Below are 19749 nucleotides of genomic sequence, written 5' to 3' on the forward strand. Positions count from 1 at the left end.
AGAGACATGCTTGAATCAATAATTATTGCGGTATTGGTGATTTGGAGTGCTGTCGTGGTGTTTAAGAAGGTATTTCCAAAAACATCAAACTCAGTCTTCACAACTTTATCTGAGCACTGTGCAAACCGTGGTTGGAACAGTTTAGCCAAATGGTTAAAGCCCAAAATGGTCGCAGGCTGTGCAGGCGGTTGTGGATGTTCAGCTTCGGATAATCCATCTGCAAAAAAAGCTGAAGTACAAGCGGTGAAATGGAAATAAGCTCACCGTCAATTGCTTGAAGAAACCGCCCAAGATGGGCGGTTTTTTTACGAGCGGACACAAAAAAACTGCGAGAAAGTGAAAACATAAAAAGCATTCAAAACAGCAAAGTGCTAACATTTTGTCAGATTTAAAAACCGACCAAAAAATGGGGCGAAAATGTTAATACAGCGTGGTGGATTGAAGGTTGTTGCCGGATTAGGGATTTCTGGTGTTTCCGCAGTGAATTTCTTACATAGCCATGGCTACCGCGTTGCAGTCACCGATTCACGAGCAGTTCCACCGGGTCATGATCAAATTCCAAGTGATGTACAAACTAGTTTCGGTCAGTTGGATCAAGATTTATTACTTCAAGCAGAAGAAATTATAATCAGTCCAGGGCTAGATCCAAAATTACCACAAATTCAGGCGGCCATTGCAGCCAACATTCCTGTGGTTTCAGAAATTCAAATTTTACGTCGTGCGACAGATAAGCCAATTGTCGCGATTACAGGTTCGAATGCGAAAAGTACCGTAACGACTTTATTTGGTCTCATGGCAGCAGATGCAGGCAAAAAAGTGGCAGTGGGTGGAAACTTGGGTCGTCCGGCTTTGGATCTCACCAAAGATGATCCTGAACTTTATGTTTTAGAGCTTTCAAGTTTTCAATTAGAAACCACGTCGAACTTGGCAGCAGAAGTGGCTGTGGTGTTGAACATGAGTGAAGACCATTTGGACCGTCATGGCGATATGATGGGCTATCACACTGCGAAGCATCGTATTTTCCAAGCGGTGAAAAAAGTGGTGTATAACCGTGATGACTCATTAACACGTCCATTGGTTCCAGATGCTACTCCAATGCAAAGCTTTGGCTTAAATGCACCGGATATGAATCAGTTTGGTATTTTACGCGATACTGATGGCACAATTTGGTTGGCACGTGGTCGTGAGCGTTTACTGAAAAGTGCAGATATGTATATTCAAGGGACTCATAATGTGGCAAACGCCTTGGCATGTTTGGCTTTGGGTGAAGCGATTGGTTTGCCACTAGCAGGCATGTTGGAAACTTTGAAAACCTTTAAAGGTTTAGAGCACCGCTGTGAATTTGTCAAAGAAGTGAAAGGTGTTCGTTATTATAACGACTCTAAAGGTACCAATATTGGTGCGACTTTAGCTGCGATTGATGGTCTAGGTGCTGCGATTGAAGCTAAAGGCGGTAAAGTGGCGATTATTTTAGGTGGTCAAGGCAAAGGGCAGGACTTTACTGCGCTGCGTGATTCACTTTCAAAATATGCCAAAGTTGCGGTATTGATTGGTGAAGATCGTCCAATTATTGAAAAAGCGATTGAAGGGACAACCACGCTGATTCATGCTGAAAGTTTGAAACAAGCGGTTGAGCTGTGCCAACAAAATGCGGTAGCCAATGATGTGGTGTTATTGTCTCCAGCGTGCGCAAGTTTTGATATGTTTAAAGGCTACAGTGAGCGTGGACACCAATTTGTTGATTGTGTGAATGCACTCGTTTAAAAGAACGATAAGGAAAGTTGTATGGCTGGGTTGGCTCAGACGACCATAAATAGAATAAATGAAGTTGTAGAGCGTTGGCTTCCTCGGTTACCTGCCGAGGTCAACGTGCGCAATGTTCTGGTGTTCTGTGTTTTGGCATTGTTGTGTATTGGTTCGATCATGGTGGCATCTGCATCGATGCCTTATGCAGAACGCATGCATGAAAATGCCTTTCATTACATTTCACGACACGGTATTTCGATTGCCGCTGCCGCCGCCGCCGCCTATATCGCCTATAAAGTGCCGTTAAATGTCTGGTTTAACAACACCTTCTTTTTATGGATTATCACGATTATCTTACTGGCTGCTGTATTGGCTGTCGGGACAGAGGTCAATGGTTCTAAACGTTGGATTCGTATTGCTGGTTTCACCTTACAGGCTTCGGAAGTCGCCAAAGTCATGATGGCGATATTTACCGCGGACTATGTGGTACGACGTGCTGAAGAAGTCCGCAATAACATCAAGGGCTTGGTACGATTGGCAGTGATTATGGCTGCAACCGTCGGTTTAGTCATGGCAGAGCCCGATTTAGGGGCGACGGTGGTGATTGCCTTAACCATGCTAGGGGTATTCTTCCTCGCAGGTGCACCGTTGATTCAGTTCGCAATTGCCTTTGGTGCGATCATCATGGCCTTTGTGTTCTTGATTTTATTTGAACCTTATCGTTTAGAACGTTTGATGTCCTTCTCAAATCCATGGAATGATCCATTAGGCGCAGGCTATCAGTTGTCCAATGCATTAATGGCTTTTGGTCGCGGTGAATGGTTTGGTGTCGGCTTGGGTCATAGTATTCAAAAAATGTCGTATTTACCTGAGGCACATACCGACTTCATGTTGGCGGTTTTGGGCGAAGAATTTGGCTTCTTTGGGATTTTGACCGTATTGACGCTGTCATTTGTGATGTTGATCTGCTGTATTCGCATTGGTCATCGTGCTTTACGTCATCAATACTTACGTGCAGGCTACTTGGCTTATGGCATTAGTATTATCTTCTTGCTGCAAATTTTGGTGAATGCCGGCATGAACATGGGCATGCTTCCTACCAAGGGTTTGACCTTACCGTTTATTAGTTATGGGGGGTCTTCTCTGATTATCTGTGCGGTTATGGTGAGTCTGATCTTAAAGATCGATGCGACGACCAAAGAAGTAAACCCAAGTAAAGAAGAATCAAGCTTCTAAATTGGTATCTCGTTGCGGATCGGGAGATGCATGGTGGAGGACACTGGCTGGCATCTCCGTTCCACAATGGAGACATTTGACCAAGCTCGCCTTGGCTTTAGATAGTGGAATCAATGGGATAAAAAATAAAGAAAAATAATTACGTTGCTGTTTTAACTCATACTGAGTTCTGCTTCGGCAGACAGGGCAAGTAAATTGGCTCTTTTCAATGACTTTGGTTTTCGGACCAACTCCAAAAATAAAAAACATTAGGCTCTCCAATGGTCGATTGATCACTTTATTAAAGCATAATTCAATTGAAAATCGAGTGATTGGCTTAGATCAATATTTGGGTTTATTGATAGATTTGAGGCAATGCTGTGCCATGGGGAATATGTTGAATATCCCACTGCGCAATCGCCTGTTGCAGCATAATACGCGGCGTGTCTAAGTCGACTGGCGGTTGGTGTAGGGCCTGCAATGCTTGTTGCAATAAAGGTGCTGCTTGGTTTAAATCAAGAGCTTGAGCCATATTCTGTTTTGACAGTTTTTGTCCCTGATTATTCATTGCCAATGGCAAGTGCATGTATTCAAGGCGTGGATAACCCAAAACCTGTCCGAGCCAAATTTGACGTTCGGTATTGTCCAAAAGATCAGCTCCACGTACGACATGGGTCATCCCTTGTAGGTAGTCATCCACCACGACAGCAAGTTGATAATTGATAATGCCATCACGGCGTTTTAAGACGAAGTCGCCCAAATCTTGTTGCAGATTGGAGCAATGCGTCCCTTGTAAGCGGTCGGTAAAACAAATGTTCTGTGCATCGACTTTGATTCGAATGGCCTGATCCTGAAGGGGAAGGCCCAGATTGCGACATGTACCTTGATAGATATGATTCGAACCGAGCATTTTTCGGGTGCATTGACAAGCATAGACCAAGTCTTGGGCATGCAAATGCGCAATGACTTGCTCATAGATTTCGAGGCGGTCTTTTTGGAAAATGATCTCGGTATCTGGTTCGAATTGAAATGCATCAATACAACGTAAGATGTGTTCTTCGCTGCCGGGGAATATACGTGGAATGTCGGTATCTTCGATACGAACGACCCATTGCCCCTGATGGGCACGGGCATCGCAGTAGCTTGCGACTGCTGTAATTAAAGAGCCAAAATGCAAAGGGCCGGTTGGCGATGGCGCAAACCGACCCACGTAATGCTCTGCAACTTTCCCTCCCTTTTTTAAAGGGAGGGCTAGAGAGGAATTACTCAACACAGAATTAACCGTTATTTTGCTTCTCTTTGATCTCTGCAAGTGTTTTGCAGTCGATACATAAAGTTGCTGTTGGACGTGCTTCTAGGCGACGTAAGCCAATTTCGATACCACACGTTTCACAGAAGCCGTAGTCATCATTTTTGATCGCTTCAATTGATTGTTCAATTTTACGGATCAGTTTACGTTCACGGTCACGTGTACGAAGTTCAATCGCAAATTCTTCTTCTTGCGTTGCACGGTCGTTCACATCTGGAAGCGCAGTATTTTCGTCTTGCATGGTATTCAAAGTACGGTCTACTTCAGACATTAACTCAGCTTTCCACGCCAATAAGATGTGACGGAAATGCTCAAGTTGCCCTTCAGACATGTATTCTTCATTCTTTTTAGGCTGATAAGGTTCAATACCAAATAAGCTTGCAGTAGAACCACCTTCAGTCGCCTTTGGCTTTGATTTGCGCACGCGTTTGGTAGACTTTTCGTCTACTACATCAGTTTGTTCGTCTAAGACTTGATTTTGGTTGTCATTCGCCATGTAGGGCATTCCTCATCATATGCATATATCTATACGCAAAAAATATGGTGATATGCAAGTTTTTTATCCACCCAACACAGAGTTTCCTTCTGTGGGGGTCGTCATCATATAGACTTTTTCTGCTTATTGATAGTCTTTGATGTTTGGATTCTAACTATCACTTTTCCTTTAGAAGCCATAAAGTAAAGCAAAAAAATCAAATTGAAAAGTTAATAACCTGAAATTTCAACATTAATTTGAGGTTGTTTCAATTTGACCCGAACAACTTCAGTTTTAAATTCACCATTATCATTCAGATAGAGTGCACGATACCCTGGTAAAGCCTCATCTAAGGCAAAATTTTCACTATGCGGTTTGAACTGAACACTGGTCGAAGGCGTCGATAAAAACTGAATATTGCGCCATTGATTAGACGAGTCTTGATGTACGTGTCCGCATAGTACAATTTTGACATTGTCATGGCGTGAAAGCACATCTATGAGATGTTCAGCGTTCTTTAGTTTATGCTGATCTATCCAATGCGATTGCATGGCAAAAGGGTGGTGGTGGCATGCCACAATGATGTGTTGCTTTGGGTGTGCTGTGAGTAACTGATCTAATTGTTCCAACTGCTGTTGTGATACCCAACCATCCACTTTTCCTTTAACCGCACTGTTCAGTAAAATCAGACACCAATTGCCTAATGCGATGCAGTGAGCACGATCTTCCTGTTGATGAAATGGGAAGCAAGACGCTTCGTCATGGTTCCCCGGAATCTGATAAAACGGAAACGGCTGCTGTTGCATATATTCGAGATAACGCGCATAGGTACGCTCTACCGGCACTTGTGCAAGATCGCCAGTATGGACAAGCGTATCGATGTGATGATGGTTCAACTGAATTTGTTGAATCACATCGTGAAAACTCTGCTCTGGATTCATGCGGACAAATTCAAGATCTTCCTGATCCATTAAATGTGTGTCCGAGATCTGGATCAGTGTCCAGTCGTATTGTGGTGTATCCCTTAAAGTCATGTCCTTCCCCTTAGACATTCCTTGTAGTATGTATTTGTTGTTGTAACCATTGCAAGGCCATAATGACAGGTGCGTTTTTTAGCCGACCATTGGTTAATAATTCAGGAATATCAGTATAGTTTAAGATATGCAATTGAATATTTTCTCCTTCATCAGGCATGCCAAAGACTCCGCCATGTTCAGGAAGTTCAGCTTCAGCACTATAAAGGTGGAATAATTCCGCGCAGGCACCCGCAGAGGGATAAAAACTAAATAAATGCTGTAGTGCATCTAATTCACAGCCTGATTCTTCCAAACTTTCACGGCGGATGCAGCTTTCAGCAGATTCATCACCATCGAGCACGCCGGCAATAATCTCTAGTTGCCATGGCGAAGTTTCATCATCAATCGCCCCAATGCGGAATTGTTCAATTAAGGCAAATTTTTGTTGTTGATGACTATAGATCAGCACACCTGCTGCTTCAGGACGATGAATCAATTCACGCTGAATGGTTGGAATCATGCTGTCTTGATGGAATAAGCGGTGTCGAAGCTGAACTTTTTCAACTTGAATAAAGCCTTTATAAAGATGTTCACGCCCTTCAATGCTGTAATCTTTTTTGTTATATGTGGCCTGTTTAATAATATTCATAAGCGCTAATTAGGATGAAATCTTCCATTTCATCCTAACCGAGATTTTGTTGAATACAAAAGATTTTTTTTAAGCTTTACACTTTGTGGTACAACTTTTGACCATGTTCATGATAGGCCGCTTTCATGCTCTGTAAACCTGTTTCAATTTCAGGATTAGATTCTGAAGAAAGCTGCATATCTTGCTGATTTTTTGCATAATCTCTCACATTTTGTGTGATTTTCATCGAGCAAAATTTAGGTCCACACATCGAACAAAAATGGGCTGATTTATGTGCTTCTTTCGGCATAGTTTCATCATGCATGCTACGCGCTGTATCAGGGTCTAAGCTCAGATTAAATTGGTCTTCCCAGCGGAATTCAAAGCGTGCTTTGGATAATGCATTATCACGAGCCTGCGCACCAGGATGACCTTTGGCAAGGTCTGCGGCATGGGCTGCAATTTTGTAGGTGATAATGCCGTCTTTGACGTCTTTTTTATCTGGTAGACCAAGGTGCTCTTTCGGGGTCACATAACACAGCATGGCGGTGCCATACCAACCAATCATTGCCGCACCAATGGCAGAGGTAATGTGGTCATAGCCCGGGGCAATATCGGTGGTGAGTGGTCCAAGGGTATAGAAAGGCGCTTCTTTGCAAACTTCTAGTTGTAGATCCATATTTTCTTTGATCATATGCATTGGGACATGGCCAGGGCCTTCAATCATGACTTGTACATCATGTTCCCATGCACGGTGAGTCAATTCACCTAAGGTGCGTAATTCACTAAATTGAGCTTCATCGTTAGCATCTTGAATACACCCTGGACGTAAACCATCACCTAAACTGAATGACACATCATAGGCTTTCATGATTTCGCAGATTTCATCAAAATGCGTATACAGGAAGTTTTCTTCATGATGCGCTAAGCACCACTGCGCCATGATGGATCCGCCACGTGACACAATACCAGTTAAACGGTTGGCGGTGAGTGGAACATAACGAAGCAGCACGCCTGCGTGAATCGTAAAATAATCGACACCTTGCTCGGCTTGTTCAATCAGTGTGTCTTTGAAAATTTCCCAGGTTAAGTCCTCTGCGACACCATCAACTTTTTCTAAAGCTTGGTAAATCGGCACGGTGCCAATCGGTACAGGGGAGTTGCGAATAATCCATTCGCGGGTTTCATGGATATTTTTACCTGTCGATAAATCCATGATGGTGTCAGCGCCCCAACGAGTTGCCCAAGTCATTTTTGCCACTTCTTCATCGATGCTTGAACCAAGTGCTGAGTTACCAATGTTGGCATTGATTTTCACCAAGAAGTTACGACCAATAATCATCGGTTCACATTCAGGGTGGTTAATGTTGGCAGGGATAATGGCACGACCTTCAGCCACTTCTTGACGTACAAATTCTGGGGTGATTTCAGTTAAATTGCGTGCGCCAAAATTTTGACCGGCATGTTGGCGCATATCAACACCTTCACGCTGGCGCTGATTTTCACGAATCGCAATGTATTCCATTTCAGGGGTGATGATGCCTTGTTTGGCATAGTGCATTTGAGAGACATTGTGTCCACGACGAGCGCGACGCGGTTTTGAAATATGCGCAAAACGAATCTCTGCAGTGCGGATGTCTCGAAGACGCTCTTGTCCAAATTTTGAAGTTAAGGTATCGAGTATTTCCGTATCATTTCGAGACTCAATCCAAGATTCACGGACATTAGGTAGACCTTGATTCAGGTCAATTTGAATATTGGGGTCGGTATAAGCACCAGAGGTGTCATAGACCATAATCGGTAGATTTTTTTCTCCACCCAGACCTGTAGGCGTATCTGTAAGACTGATTTCACGCATTGGTACGCGAATATCTGGACGTGAGCCTTGGATATAGACTTTTTTTGACGCGGGGAGAATACGAGTGAGATCTTTAGCATCTTGTTCATGCTGAGCAGCGCGATCTGAAGCGGTGAGATTCGTTAATTGGTTCATTGCAATGATCCTTATGAATGACATCAACGAATCAAGCACGACCAAAAACGTGGCAGTTTATCTGATGGATTCACCTGAAAATAAAGGCGTAAAACCAAGAGATAAGAAGGGCTTAAGTTTTTAGATGGCTTGATTCCTACGCAGGTATTAACCTGATCAGGTTCAACGGTACTCATCCTTAAATTTAGCGAACTAAATTTAGATGATCTCAGCAGGAAATTACCTGCGCTCCGTCAAGCTTTGTGCGGATATTAGCATGAAGGCTGTTTTAAAACAGTGTTATTTTTCATCGATTTTCAAGTGCAGAATTTTGGCTAGGCCCGTGTGCAATTGAACTTGCATTGGCTAAGTAGAGGACTGATTTACACAGATGGCGTCACTAAAACAGTCTTTCTTATAATGCGGATCAGGATTGCGGACACCAATTAAATTCAACAGCTGTGCTTCTGATCGCTGATTAGATGCAGCAGTATTTTGATCTAATAATTTTAAAAATAAACGCGCCTGATCTGCCAATTTGGAGTTTTTTAGTTGAGCCAAGCGTTCAATTTCTTCTAAAGAACTGGCTTGAATACTGAGGCGGTCTGAAAAATCATTAGAAACGGGACTATGTGTCGAACCAATAAATAACAATTTGCTATATTGATATAGCAATTGTTGTGCATCTTTTTTGTAGGGGCTATCTGGATATTGTTTGAGATAGTCTTCCCAAAAAATTGCACGTGTCGCAATCTCTTGTGGCTCAATGGCTAAACTTTGTTGCAGCAAGGCAGGTTGTGCATTTTGTTCAGCCAGTTTTTCAATAAAGACTTGCTCAGATTCTTCCATATAAGGCGCAAAAATTTTGGCTAAATATTCAGGACTGCGGCGATAGCGTAACTGTCCTTCACCTGCATCGAACAACTCCACATAAGCTTGGCCTTTATGTTTCAGTAAATACTGATCTCGGGCAGTGAGCTGCTCATAATGATTTTGTTGAATGGTGGGATGCTGAGCCATATCAAAGGCAAATTGTTCGAACGCCATTTGCTGTTGAGCTGTACGTTCAACATGTAAAAAGTTGCGATACATTTGATTGGACAAACGCAGTAATTTTTTTTGTTCGTCCGCTTTTAATAGCGGTAAGCAGACTTTGAGATCTTGGTTGATTTGTTCTAAAGCGAAAGTTGTTCGTTGATCGTCTATTTCCAGCATGTTTTTTTCAAGTTTTCTGCACAGCAAAGACAAATCGACTGCTTCTTTTTGAACAGTCTTATTGTTGGGAAACTCTGGTGCAGGTTGAGGTTCAGGCTGTTGTTGGCATCCATTCAACATACTGAAACATAAAAACATTGCACTAAACTTTGCAGGCAGCTGAAAAAATTTTGACACAGGAACTCGATGCGCTATAGAAGTGGTATTGTCCGATGGAATGTCGACTATTTTATAGATGAAACACGTGCAATATGTGTACTATTGTACAGTTCTTTGTTATAGCGTTGTGAGTAGTGTCTGAAAACGACTGAAATTATCTGGTTTTGTCGCATTTGATATAAAAAATTAATAAAAATCATACGGAAATTTGTAAGGATATGATTAGTATCTGCTTAGTTTTAGGCTTGAATATTCAATCTCGGGTATTTGAATATTAGGAATTTACAAAAAAAATGAACAAAAAAGTTGTGGTGGGTCTTTGTTTGCTTTTCACGAGTCAATGGGCGTGTGCGCTAGACCTTGTGCAAGCTTATGAACGTGCAAAACAAGAAGACCCCAATTGGCAAGCCAATAAACTACAATATGAAGCGGATAAATTGAATTTGGGGATTGCCAATGGGAACTTACTCCCGACGGTAACAATCTCTGGGAATGTGACTCGAAAAAATCAAAATTCCAACCAAAGCGGCGCTCAAGCCGGGCTGATTATGCCAGACAGCACCACAACAAGACAAATTGCGCTCACTGCCCGTCAGCCCATTTTTCGTTGGGATGCATGGGAAGGGCTGAAGCAAGTCAAGACCTCGATTAATTTAAGTGAAATCAATCTGCGGATTCAAAAACAAGATCATATTTTAAATGTCTCTGAAGCTTATTTTAATGTCCTACGTCAGCAAGCATTGACGGTTGCCAACTTACAAGAAGAACAGGCGCTATCGGAACAGCTGCGCATGATGAATGCTAAATTAAAAGAAGGTTTGGTGGCAAAAAGTGATGTCAGCGAAGCCAATGCTCAATATCAAAATGCTCGGGCCAACCGCATGGCGACTAATGTTCAATTGGTTTTGGCGCAGGAACAATTACAACAGTTGATTGGGCCATATCGAGAAAATTTGGCGGTGTTACGTGAAGATTTTCAGTTTGAAAAACCGATTCCAAACAATGTACAAGCGTGGGAAGAACTGGCTCAGGAGCAGAACCTAGGCATTTTACAAGCGCGTATGCAACAACGTTATGCGGAAGATGGCAAACGCGTCGAAAAAGCTGCCTTATATCCTCAGATTGAAGCGGTAGGGACCTATGGTTATAACAAGCAAAGTCCACAATCCATCATGTCGCAAGATGGTCAATTTGATCAGGTGGGGATTGAAATGAACTGGAATGTGTTTAATGGTGGACGGACACAGAAATCCATTAAGCAAGCGGCGATCAATGTTGAAAAAAGCCAAGCACAGGTGGATGCAGCAATTCGAAAAGCACAAACCGATGTAAAAAAATCTTATATGCAAGTCGAAACGGATCAAAGTAAATTACAGGCACGTAAAGCCGCGATGGATTCTTCCGCGCAAGTGTCTTTGGCCTCACAAGCCCAGTACCAAGAAGGTCTGAAAACTATGGTTGATGTGCTACTGGCACAGCGTAATGCCTTTTCAGCCCGTCAAGATTATCTGAATTCTAAGTACGATTATTTAATACATGTTCTACAACTTAAAGCCTCAGTTGGGAAATTAACGGAAGCTGATTTAGTGGAAATGAATGCATGGTTGGTCGATCAGAAAAATCAGCCATCGATCTTACTAAAGAAATAGGCCATGGTCATAAAAGTTTCACAATCAATATGCTTTAATATGGCACTAAAATCTGCCGATTCACGTTGTAGTGGAGACTCGCTTTGCCTAATAATCCTGTTTTAAACCATCATATTTCTTCGCAATTCAATGAAGAATTGCAGGATGTGCATACCAAATTTATGACCATGGGTGGTTTGGTGGAGCAGCAGGTTGCAAATGCCATTCATGCCTTATTGGATACGGATGCAACGATGGCGATCGATGTTCAATTTCAAGACAATACGGTGAACCGTATGGAAACTGAAATTGATGAAGCGCTTACCCTGATTTTGGCGCGCCGTCATCCTGCTGCGATTGATCTACGCATGGTGATTGCGATGTCGAAAGCCAACACCGATTTAGAACGGATTGGTGATGAAGCGGCAAAAATTGCCCGTATTGCACAAAGCTTGTGTGAAGAGGGTGGTTCACCGCGTGGTTATATGGAAACACGGCATATTGGCAACCAAGTCCGCGTGATGATTCATGATGCGCTCGATGCCTTTGCACGTTTGGATGTAGATCAGGCTTTACGTGTTCTTTTGGCTGATGCTGATATTGACCGCGAGTACCAATCGGCAACCCGTACCCTCATGACGTATATGATAGAAGATCCACGGCACATTACTCGGGTCATGAATGTACTTTGGGTGCTGCGTTCACTTGAACGTATTGGTGACCATGCTCGAAATATCTCTGAACAAGTGATTTATATGGTGAAAGGTCTAGATGTCCGTCACACCAGTGTTGAAGAAATTGAGCAAAAAGTTCAGCGTTAATTGATAAAAACCAATATGAACGAAGCCCATCACACGATGGGCTTTTTTTTTGTCTAAAATTAACTATGTGTTTCTTCGTCTTCTTCAAAAGTACGGGCAATTTTGTCAATATTTAAACTTTTCGCCATCGCATCGAAGATTTGCTTATAAGCACCTTCTTGATGGTACAAATCATGATGCTCCCCGTGTTCTACGATTTGTCCGTCTTTCATCACATAGGTGTAATCAGCATCGATAATTTGCGACAAACTATGCGAAATCATGATGACGGTACGCCCTTGCTTAATTTGATCCAGACTATTTTTAATTTGTTCAGCAGCGATCGCATCTAAACTAGCCGTCGGTTCGTCCAAGAAAATAATCGGCGGATTTTTTAGAAACATGCGTGCCAAGGCAATGCGCTGTTGCTGTCCACCTGAGAGCAGTAAAGCATCGGCTTCATAGGCATGCGGAAGTTTTAAGATCTGATCATGGATCGAGGCTTTCCGTGCTGCATCAAAGACTTCTTGCTCTGTAGCTGTACTTTTGCCATAGCGAATATTTTCAAAAATTGAACCTGGGAAAATATGATTTTTTTGCAATACCAAACCAATATTTTCACGTAAATACTGTGTATCAATCTGTTCTAAATCGATGCCATCGAGTTTGATATTGCCCGCTTGAGGATGATAAAACTTATCCAGTAAGCTAATTAATGTCGATTTTCCAGCCCCAGATAAACCAACCAAGGCGGTGATTTTGTTCGGTTGGATGGTCATGTTGATACGGTGCAGTGCCTGAAAACCATTGGGATAGCTAAAGTCGACATTGCTTAATTCAAACTGACCTTGAATCGGAGGTTGAGCAGTGCCACTGGTTTCAATTTCATGATCCGCTTCTAAGATGTTAAAGAAGCTTTCCGAATAAATCATCGCAGAGTTAATTTCATCATAGATACGATGCAGCGAGCGAATCGGGGCAGAGACATTATTAAATAACAACACGTGATACATAATCATCCCGATACTCATTTGCCCATCCAAAACAAAATAGGCTGTCAGAATGATGATCAGTACCACACCGACCTGTTCAATAAAGGTTTTGAGTCCGTCAAAGATATAACTGGTTTGCCGTGTCTGCATCTGGTTTTCAGTCAGCGACTTTTGCAGATTTAATTGTTTTTTCGATTCGACGGCTTCTTTGTTAAAAGATTTAATGACCGTTATCGAGTTGATAATACTCAGAATACCCTGATTTTTCTTTTCAAAATTATCGCGTAGGGCACGGCGTTTGCCTGCCAGTTTTTGTGATTGTTTGAAAGTTAGCCAAAAATAAATCGGCACAATAATTGTGGCCACCACGCCAACCCAAACATTGGCATAATACATTAAGCCCAGTGCAATAATAGCACTGGTAAATAACGGTAAAATATCGATAAAAAAGATTTGAACCAGTCGTGTGAGCGAGCTAACCCCCCGATCAATTCGAGTTTGGAGTTTGCCTGCTTGGTTGTCTTGTTGATCGAAGAATGCCAATCGATAGGTGATAAATTTTTCAATAATGCCTTGGGACAAATCCTGAGAAATTAAAATACGTAATTTTTCACCAAACGATTTTTGTCCAAATTGCACGATGGCATTGATGACTTCTTTTCCCAATAAGACTACGGTGATGGTGATTAATATATGCCAACCATTGGCTAGACCGAGGCCTTGCTGTAAAAGCTGATTGATGCTGTCTACGGCATATTTGAGTGTCAGGGCATTCACCTGTGCCGTGAGTGAGCCAATTAAGGTCAAGATCAGCGTCACGACCACCAGCCAGCGGTATGGCTGTACGAATGGACGTAATTTTTGGAAAAGCTGCCACAGGTTCATAAGCAATTATTTTTATTGTGAATATGAGCTTTAGTCTAAGACTGAAAATTCTATGCGACAAGTAATGACAATGTTTTGATTTGTGACGAGAGTTTTTCGGCTAAGATATTTTTTAAATGTGCTCACGACATCAGCATCATGGTGCTGCGCCAAACAGTGTTGAGTTGAACCGATGAATTTTGAATTATTTGCGCCTGAACCGCATGCAAACCTGCTGCCCTATGATGGTGAAGTTGAAGATTATGAACTGATCTTCAATGCTGAAGACAGTGAAAAATATTTACGCTATTTCCTCACGCAGTTAGCTTGGCAGCATGATGAAGTCATTTTGCATGGACAGTATTATCAAACGGAACGAAAAGTGGTTTGGTATGGAGATGCTCATTATGAGTATCACTATTCGGGCATGCAAAAGCAGGCATTGATCTGGAATCCAGCTTTACTGCGCTTAAAGAAATATATTGAGCAACGGGTGGGTCAGACGTTTAATTCCTGTTTGGCCAATTTATACGAAAATGGTACGCAAGCGGTGGGGTGGCATAGTGATGATGAGCCATCTTTGCTTTCACCCACACAGCAGGTGGTGATCGCATCTTTGAGTTTTGGTGCAAGCCGAAAGTTTTGCTTTAAACATAAGAGCACTCAAGAGAAAGTACAGCTTTTACTGCAAAGTGGACAGTTGATCGTGATGCGTGGGCAAACCCAACGATATTGGAAGCATGCCCTAATGAAGTCGATGAAAGTGACTGAGCCGAGGGTGAATTTAACCTTTCGTTATTTCTATGATCAACAGCCGTAAAAAAAGCCCATATCTAGATGAGCTTTTTTCTTTCTCTGAGGAAGAGTATAGCGACAATCAACTGAAATCATGGAACACATGGCTGAGATGACTGCTAAAGAACAATAATCATATTATGATAATTTATCCAATATTTATAATTAATAAATTCAATTAATAATATGGGTTTATCAGATTAATTAAATATCATCTTTACAACATCGCATCAGTTTTGCGCAATCTGATCAGATTTAAATGGCGTCCGATTCTTCCATCATACTGCTGTATTTTTTCTCAATACGCGCTGTACAGTCTTGCATCATTTCTACGACTTTTTGAAAATTCATAAATTCAAAACGATTTTTAGACGCCAATAGGGTCAAAGCAAGTGGGGGTTCTTTACTGGAAAACTTAATCGGAATCGATAAGCTCGACATATTCGGGTCAACTTCACCATTGGAAAAATAATAACCCTGCTTTTTAATCTTTTTCATTTGCAGCATAAATTCTTCTTCATTATGCGCAAAACCAACTTGTGATAACTCGTCCGCAAAACGGTGGTAATAATCTAAAATCCGTTGCTTAGGTAACTGCGACAAAATCACTTTAGACGATGAGCCTTTGTACATTGGACGTGGGCTACCTCGACCATATGCCAAGGCTGCATAGTCTTTATAAAGTTCATGATGTACATCAATGCAAGAGTCGATATTCAGATGCGTCAATAAGCAACAAGACTCTGTGCGTTCCACAATTTCTTTCATGAAGGGAATGCTAATTTGCACCAATGGATCGGTGGTGCGAGAAATAAAATCAAGCACAGCAATTTTTGAACCCAGTGTGTAATCGCCAGAAGTCCCACTGAGGCGCTGCAATAATTCAGCAGAAACCAGTTCTTTTAAATAGCGATAGCTCGTTGGTTTAGATAAGCCTAATTCTTCACTAATAATGTCGACATTGATGATGGGACGAGCAACTGAAAATAAGTCGAGTACGGTGAGAATTTTACCAAAACTGGAAAGCGCCATAAGAACCTGCTTGGTCACAATAAAAAATGAATCGTTAAGTTACTTTATAACAAATTGCTCGGCCTGATGTTGCGCTTTTCTACATTGAAAATGAAACAAATCTGAAATATCACAGGGTTTCTTGGGTTATTCTGATAAAAGCATAATAAAAAATTGAAATACGCACTTAAAATATAGGTCAATTATCAAAATAAGATATTAATATTGACTTTAATTTGTTTTTTTAGCAAAATTGTTGTGAAAATATCCTATATTGAATAAATATTGCCCATTCTTTCGATGCGCAGGCAATGTTGCACATTACTTTTTGTATTCAAATGGTTTGAAACACGATTTGAATCGCTTCTTTACTTATTGAAATTTCTAGTCATTTCTGTGCCGTGATACAGGTTGTGCTGTCGAATGTTTAAGCATTCGATACGAGGCCGTTTTCACTAAAAAGAAGCAAACCGACGAGATCAATCATGCTGCTGACGAAACAAATACTCGCTTTTCGGCCCAATAAAATGGACTGGATTTTTGCGACCAAAACGTTCATCGCGGGCATGTTGGCATTGTATGTAGCCTTTGTACTGAATTTGGCTTATCCGATTTGGGCAATTGGCACCGTTTTCGTGATCGCGAATCCATATTCAGGGATGACGTCTTCAAAAAGTTTGTATCGTGTATTAGGAACATTCTTAGGGGCGGCTGTTTCAGTGGTGGCACTGCCACATCTTATTCATATGCCAGTACTGTTTACAGTTTTTTTGGCGGTTTGGGTTGGGTTTTGCCTGTATTTGTCACTGCTAGACCGTACGCCTCGTAGTTATGTTTCCATGTTGGCGGGTTATACCACGGTCATTATCTGTTTTAACGTCGTGTATTTTATTGATACCGCTTCGATCTTCGATATGGCTTTGGGGCGTTTTCTCGAAATTACGGTGGGTGTGGTATGTAGTGCCATCGTGACTACGACATTATTTCCAATGCATATTGGTCCTGCAGTCGAAACACGGGTGAGTAAAACCTTTGCCGATACCAAAGAAATTTTTGATCAAATTTTATTAGAGCCTGCCGAACTAGAAAATTATTCAAAAAACCTCGGCAATATTGCACGAGATATCGCGGATATACATGTCATGGCGGTGCATTTGTCTTATGAAAAATCAACCTTAAAAGGCATGACACGTCCGTTGCAGGAAATCTTGCATCAGTTGAGTTTGTTGGTCAGTAACTTGGTGGCCATGTCTGAGCGGATGAAACAATTAGACGGTTTAGACACACATTATCGGACGGCACTCAAGCAAGCCCATGAACATATTGCCGCGTTTTTATTAGATCAACATCAGATTGAGGAAAGTGAACTTAATCAATTACCTGAACAATTTGAGCAAGATTTTCAACACATTCAGACACAGGCATTGCCATCACAGCAGGTGATTTTGGGTAGTCTAAAAATGGATATTCGCCATTTTATTCAGAATATTCGTGCGATTCGTCTGCTTTGGCAGCGGGTACAGCAAGGCGACTCCACTTTACCAACCACACTGACCGCCTTGAGCAATAGTCATTATCCGACTTTGCACCGAGATGCGGGGGTTGCTATTCGTGGCGGAGTGTCTGCGTGTCTGATTATTTTAATTTCCACGGGTTTTTGGATCGTTAGTGGTTGGAAAGCTGGATTTATGATGGCTGAAATGGCTGCGATCAGTGCCTGTATTTTAACGGCAATGGATAATCCTGTTCCTGCATTGAAAATGTTTATTCGCGCCAATATGTATGCGGCGTTCATGGTGTTCATCTACGCCTATGGCATTTTTCCGCATGTGACCGCCTTTTGGCAGTTGATCGTGGTGCTAGCACCGTTTGTGATGTTCTGTCTGATGCTGTTTTTACATCCGCCTTTGATTGGGATCAGCTTGCCGCTTTTGATGGGGACCATCATGGGGCTGAATTTTCAAAACCGCTTTAGCCTTGATCAGGTGTTTTTCTTTGATGCATCGATTGGGACGGTTTTGGGACCCATTATTTCGGTGTTTATTATTCATTTAGTGCGTGCGATGTCACCAGATATGACGGCCCAACGCATACTTTCACAGCATTACAAGGCACTGCGTCAGGCTTTATATCTGCCGTACGGCTTACCGTTTCGGGTGCATTTACGCAGTATGTTGGACCGAATCGGCATCCTAAATAGCAAAATGGTGCAATCAGGGAACTTGAAACAACAGATCGAGTGGGCTTTGGTGGAAGCCAGTGCGGTGATTGATTTGACCCGCTTGCAAGAACTCATGAATAAACTCGATCCGAATGATGCACTAGTCAGCGAACTCGAAGAGTTACAACAAGATTTAGATGACTATTTTCGTGCCATGGAACAAGGGCAAAATAATGTGTATATGAGCTTGAAACAGCAAATTGTAGAGCGAATTCAACGATTGAATCAGGCCGTTCAGGGTATTGAAAACGACGATGTTATGCATCGAATTCAGTATTCACTGAACAATATTCAAAGCAGTTTGTGTCATGTTCTAACACAGCAGACTCCAAATCATTTACAGGTCGAGGCACAACATGGGTGAGCTAAATGTATATGGCGTCTATGTGCCCATTCTATTGATTCAAGCGGTATTGGCCTATCTGTTATTGCGGATCATCATGCGTTTGCTTGACCGATGGATGGCGCAAGATTGGGTGCCGATGCCCAATATTTTTTATTTGGGTGTATTTGTGATGTTGCTTTGGCTGGTGCATGAAATCTTTATTTTCTGCCAGTTCTAAGCCCCTAAAAAAATGAAATGATTGAGGTAATCGTATGACCAATTTGAATGTCCGAAAATATGTTCGGCCTGTATTGTTGATAATCGTGCTATGCGGCGCATTACTTGCGCTGAAACATATTTGGGACTATTACAATTCGGAACCATGGACGCGTGATGGACGGGTACGTGGTGACGTGATTCAAGTGTCATCGGATGTTTCAGGTTTGGTCACAGACGTTTTAGTTCAAGACAACCAACAAGTGAAAAAAGGCCAAGTGCTGTTTCGTATAGATGTGGCACGTCAAGCCTTGGATTTTGAGCAAGCCAAATCTGACTTGGCGAAAGCCAAAGCAGGACTCGCAGGGGCTGAAGCGCAGCTTGCTGAAGCCAAAGCGAATTTAGTGAAGTCGCAAGCCAATATTAATCTTGCAGATAAAAATGCAAATCGTTATGCAAGTTTGATGGACGGTGCGATTTCAAAACAAGAACAAGATCAAATGTTTGCAGTACGTGATCAATCACATGCAGAGTATGAGCAAACTCAGGCAGCGATTGAACAAGCCAAAGCCAGTGTGGTGCAGCAAAAAGCCCTAATTGAAGCGGCCAATAGCAGTTTACATTTGGCAGAATTGAATTTAAAACGTTCGGAAGTGGTTGCACCAACAGATGGAACTTTGTCTAACTTTGAACTCAAAGCAGGGAATTACGTCAAAGTAGGACAAGCCGTGGCGGCCTTAATTGACCGTCAACAATTGTATGTTGTGGGATATTTTGAAGAAACCAAACTGGATAAAATCTATGTTGGCGCACCTGCAACAATCCAACTGATGGGAAGTTCTGAAGTTTATAAAGGCCATGTACAAGGCGTTGCAACAGGGATTGAAGACCGTGAACGTACCTCGACTGATGGCTTACTGGCCAATGTCAATCCAACCTTTAGTTGGGTCCGTTTGGCACAGCGTGTACCAGTGAAAATTGTACTGGATGAAGTACCGCATGATCAGTTGGCTTTTGTCGCGGGTCGAACCACCACGATTCATATTGTGGATAAAAACTAAGTTATCCCCAATCATTTCATTTGCGCAGCATTGAGTGATCAATCTTGCGCATAAAAAAGCATCCTCTTTTGGATGCTTTTTTATTTGCCTGTTTGTTGAAA

The 19749-nt window shown here is 42.1% G+C and carries 18 protein-coding genes and 1 riboswitch; of the genes, 9 read left to right on the plus strand and 9 right to left on the minus strand.

Translation table 11 applies throughout. The annotated features are described in order from the left end of the window. Positions 1-6 precede the first annotated feature (6 nt). The 3 genes from FTU02_RS08295 (at position 7) to ftsW (ending at position 2982) form a co-directional block, all read left to right on the plus strand. Positions 7-258 (plus strand): DUF6587 family protein, encoded by a 252-nt coding sequence (locus FTU02_RS08295; protein WP_180039944.1) that lies wholly within the window; start codon positions 7-9, stop codon positions 256-258. Positions 259-417: 159 nt separating this feature from the next. Further along, positions 418-1764, plus strand: a complete 1347-nt coding sequence (murD, locus tag FTU02_RS08300; protein WP_180156695.1) for a UDP-N-acetylmuramoyl-L-alanine--D-glutamate ligase — start codon at positions 418-420, stop codon at positions 1762-1764. Between the two features lie 21 nt (positions 1765-1785). Next, positions 1786-2982: a putative lipid II flippase FtsW gene (gene ftsW / locus FTU02_RS08305; protein WP_078192579.1), complete on the plus strand. Its 1197-nt coding sequence runs from the start codon at positions 1786-1788 to the stop codon at positions 2980-2982. Here the strand turns inward: ftsW and FTU02_RS08310 are convergent. The 7 genes from FTU02_RS08310 to FTU02_RS08340 all read right to left on the minus strand — a co-directional run bounded on the left by FTU02_RS08310 (position 2971) and on the right by FTU02_RS08340 (position 9714). After that, on the minus strand, positions 2971-3231 hold the full coding sequence (locus tag FTU02_RS08310) for a zinc-ribbon domain-containing protein (RefSeq protein ID WP_078189439.1): 261 nt from the start codon (positions 3229-3231) through the stop codon (positions 2971-2973). The genes ftsW and FTU02_RS08310 overlap by 12 nt on opposite strands. An 85-nt stretch (positions 3232-3316) precedes the next feature. Beyond that, positions 3317-4234, minus strand: a complete 918-nt coding sequence (gluQRS, locus tag FTU02_RS08315; RefSeq protein WP_373684222.1) for a tRNA glutamyl-Q(34) synthetase GluQRS — start codon at positions 4232-4234, stop codon at positions 3317-3319. A 4-nt stretch (positions 4235-4238) separates the two neighbouring features. Further along, positions 4239-4766, minus strand: coding sequence for an RNA polymerase-binding protein DksA (gene dksA, locus FTU02_RS08320; protein ID WP_078189438.1), 528 nt, complete (start codon positions 4764-4766; stop codon positions 4239-4241). Between the two features lie 209 nt (positions 4767-4975). Continuing rightward, the gene (gene cpdA / locus FTU02_RS08325) at positions 4976-5779 is read right to left on the minus strand and encodes a 3',5'-cyclic-AMP phosphodiesterase (RefSeq protein ID WP_180156697.1); all 804 of its coding nucleotides are present in this window, start codon (positions 5777-5779) and stop codon (positions 4976-4978) included. Between the two features lie 10 nt (positions 5780-5789). Then, positions 5790-6410, minus strand: coding sequence for an NUDIX domain-containing protein (locus FTU02_RS08330; RefSeq protein ID WP_180156699.1), 621 nt, complete (start codon positions 6408-6410; stop codon positions 5790-5792). A gap of 76 nt (positions 6411-6486) precedes the next feature. Continuing rightward, positions 6487-8382, minus strand: a complete 1896-nt coding sequence (thiC, locus tag FTU02_RS08335) for a phosphomethylpyrimidine synthase ThiC (protein ID WP_078189435.1) — start codon at positions 8380-8382, stop codon at positions 6487-6489. 116 nt (positions 8383-8498) lie between these two features. Beyond that, a riboswitch (TPP riboswitch) is annotated at positions 8499-8625 on the minus strand. A 102-nt stretch (positions 8626-8727) separates the two neighbouring features. Next, a complete protein-coding gene (locus FTU02_RS08340; protein ID WP_180156862.1) occupies positions 8728-9714 on the minus strand; it encodes a hypothetical protein in 987 nt (328 codons plus the stop codon). Between the two features lie 314 nt (positions 9715-10028). Here FTU02_RS08340 and FTU02_RS08345 point away from each other — a divergent pair, with 314 nt between their 5' ends. Continuing rightward, on the plus strand, positions 10029-11384 hold the full coding sequence (locus FTU02_RS08345) for a TolC family outer membrane protein (protein ID WP_180116046.1): 1356 nt from the start codon (positions 10029-10031) through the stop codon (positions 11382-11384). 83 nt (positions 11385-11467) lie between these two features. Continuing rightward, the gene (gene phoU, locus FTU02_RS08350) at positions 11468-12184 is read left to right on the plus strand and encodes a phosphate signaling complex protein PhoU (RefSeq protein WP_078189433.1); all 717 of its coding nucleotides are present in this window, start codon (positions 11468-11470) and stop codon (positions 12182-12184) included. A gap of 59 nt (positions 12185-12243) precedes the next feature. Here phoU and FTU02_RS08355 read toward each other — a convergent pair whose 3' ends face one another. Next, positions 12244-14040: an ABC transporter ATP-binding protein gene (locus tag FTU02_RS08355; RefSeq protein WP_078189432.1), complete on the minus strand. Its 1797-nt coding sequence runs from the start codon at positions 14038-14040 to the stop codon at positions 12244-12246. 172 nt (positions 14041-14212) lie between these two features. Here FTU02_RS08355 and FTU02_RS08360 point away from each other — a divergent pair, with 172 nt between their 5' ends. Continuing rightward, complete coding sequence (locus FTU02_RS08360; RefSeq protein WP_180156701.1) at positions 14213-14839, plus strand: alpha-ketoglutarate-dependent dioxygenase AlkB; 627 nt, start codon at positions 14213-14215, stop codon at positions 14837-14839. A 230-nt stretch (positions 14840-15069) separates the two neighbouring features. Here FTU02_RS08360 and FTU02_RS08365 read toward each other — a convergent pair whose 3' ends face one another. Then, positions 15070-15846, minus strand: coding sequence for an IclR family transcriptional regulator (locus FTU02_RS08365; RefSeq protein ID WP_180026532.1), 777 nt, complete (start codon positions 15844-15846; stop codon positions 15070-15072). A 464-nt stretch (positions 15847-16310) separates the two neighbouring features. Here FTU02_RS08365 and FTU02_RS08370 point away from each other — a divergent pair, with 464 nt between their 5' ends. From FTU02_RS08370 to FTU02_RS08380, 3 genes are read left to right on the plus strand one after another with little or no spacing between them, the layout of a single operon-like run. Next, on the plus strand, positions 16311-18410 hold the full coding sequence (locus FTU02_RS08370) for an FUSC family protein (protein ID WP_180156702.1): 2100 nt from the start codon (positions 16311-16313) through the stop codon (positions 18408-18410). Then, on the plus strand, positions 18403-18609 hold the full coding sequence (locus FTU02_RS08375) for a DUF1656 domain-containing protein (protein WP_078192571.1): 207 nt from the start codon (positions 18403-18405) through the stop codon (positions 18607-18609). The genes FTU02_RS08370 and FTU02_RS08375 overlap by 8 nt, the downstream gene beginning before the upstream one ends. Positions 18610-18643: 34 nt before the next feature. Next, complete coding sequence (locus FTU02_RS08380; protein WP_180156704.1) at positions 18644-19648, plus strand: HlyD family secretion protein; 1005 nt, start codon at positions 18644-18646, stop codon at positions 19646-19648. Positions 19649-19749 lie beyond the last annotated feature (101 nt).

Source organism: Acinetobacter sp. YH12045 (genome assembly GCF_013419925.1).
GTDB lineage: Bacteria > Pseudomonadota > Gammaproteobacteria > Pseudomonadales > Moraxellaceae > Acinetobacter > Acinetobacter amyesii.

Bases quoted from the DNA above. Each gene is read 5' to 3' on its own strand.
- FTU02_RS08295 (WP_180039944.1), top strand. From the start codon at position 7: ATGCTTGAATCAATAATTATTGCGGTATTGGTGATTTGGAGTGCTGTC.
- murD (WP_180156695.1), top strand. From the start codon at position 418: ATGTTAATACAGCGTGGTGGATTGAAGGTTGTTGCCGGATTAGGGATT.
- ftsW (WP_078192579.1), top strand. From the start codon at position 1,786: ATGGCTGGGTTGGCTCAGACGACCATAAATAGAATAAATGAAGTTGTA.
- FTU02_RS08310 (WP_078189439.1), bottom strand. From the start codon at position 3,231: ATGTTTTTTATTTTTGGAGTTGGTCCGAAAACCAAAGTCATTGAAAAG.
- dksA (WP_078189438.1), bottom strand. From the start codon at position 4,766: ATGGCGAATGACAACCAAAATCAAGTCTTAGACGAACAAACTGATGTA.
- cpdA (WP_180156697.1), bottom strand. From the start codon at position 5,779: ATGACTTTAAGGGATACACCACAATACGACTGGACACTGATCCAGATC.
- FTU02_RS08330 (WP_180156699.1), bottom strand. From the start codon at position 6,410: ATGAATATTATTAAACAGGCCACATATAACAAAAAAGATTACAGCATT.
- thiC (WP_078189435.1), bottom strand. From the start codon at position 8,382: ATGAACCAATTAACGAATCTCACCGCTTCAGATCGCGCTGCTCAGCAT.
- FTU02_RS08340 (WP_180156862.1), bottom strand. From the start codon at position 9,714: ATGTTTTTATGTTTCAGTATGTTGAATGGATGCCAACAACAGCCTGAA.
- FTU02_RS08345 (WP_180116046.1), top strand. From the start codon at position 10,029: ATGAACAAAAAAGTTGTGGTGGGTCTTTGTTTGCTTTTCACGAGTCAA.
- FTU02_RS08355 (WP_078189432.1), bottom strand. From the start codon at position 14,040: ATGAACCTGTGGCAGCTTTTCCAAAAATTACGTCCATTCGTACAGCCA.
- FTU02_RS08360 (WP_180156701.1), top strand. From the start codon at position 14,213: ATGAATTTTGAATTATTTGCGCCTGAACCGCATGCAAACCTGCTGCCC.
- FTU02_RS08365 (WP_180026532.1), bottom strand. From the start codon at position 15,846: ATGGCGCTTTCCAGTTTTGGTAAAATTCTCACCGTACTCGACTTATTT.
- FTU02_RS08370 (WP_180156702.1), top strand. From the start codon at position 16,311: ATGCTGCTGACGAAACAAATACTCGCTTTTCGGCCCAATAAAATGGAC.
- FTU02_RS08375 (WP_078192571.1), top strand. From the start codon at position 18,403: ATGGGTGAGCTAAATGTATATGGCGTCTATGTGCCCATTCTATTGATT.
- FTU02_RS08380 (WP_180156704.1), top strand. From the start codon at position 18,644: ATGACCAATTTGAATGTCCGAAAATATGTTCGGCCTGTATTGTTGATA.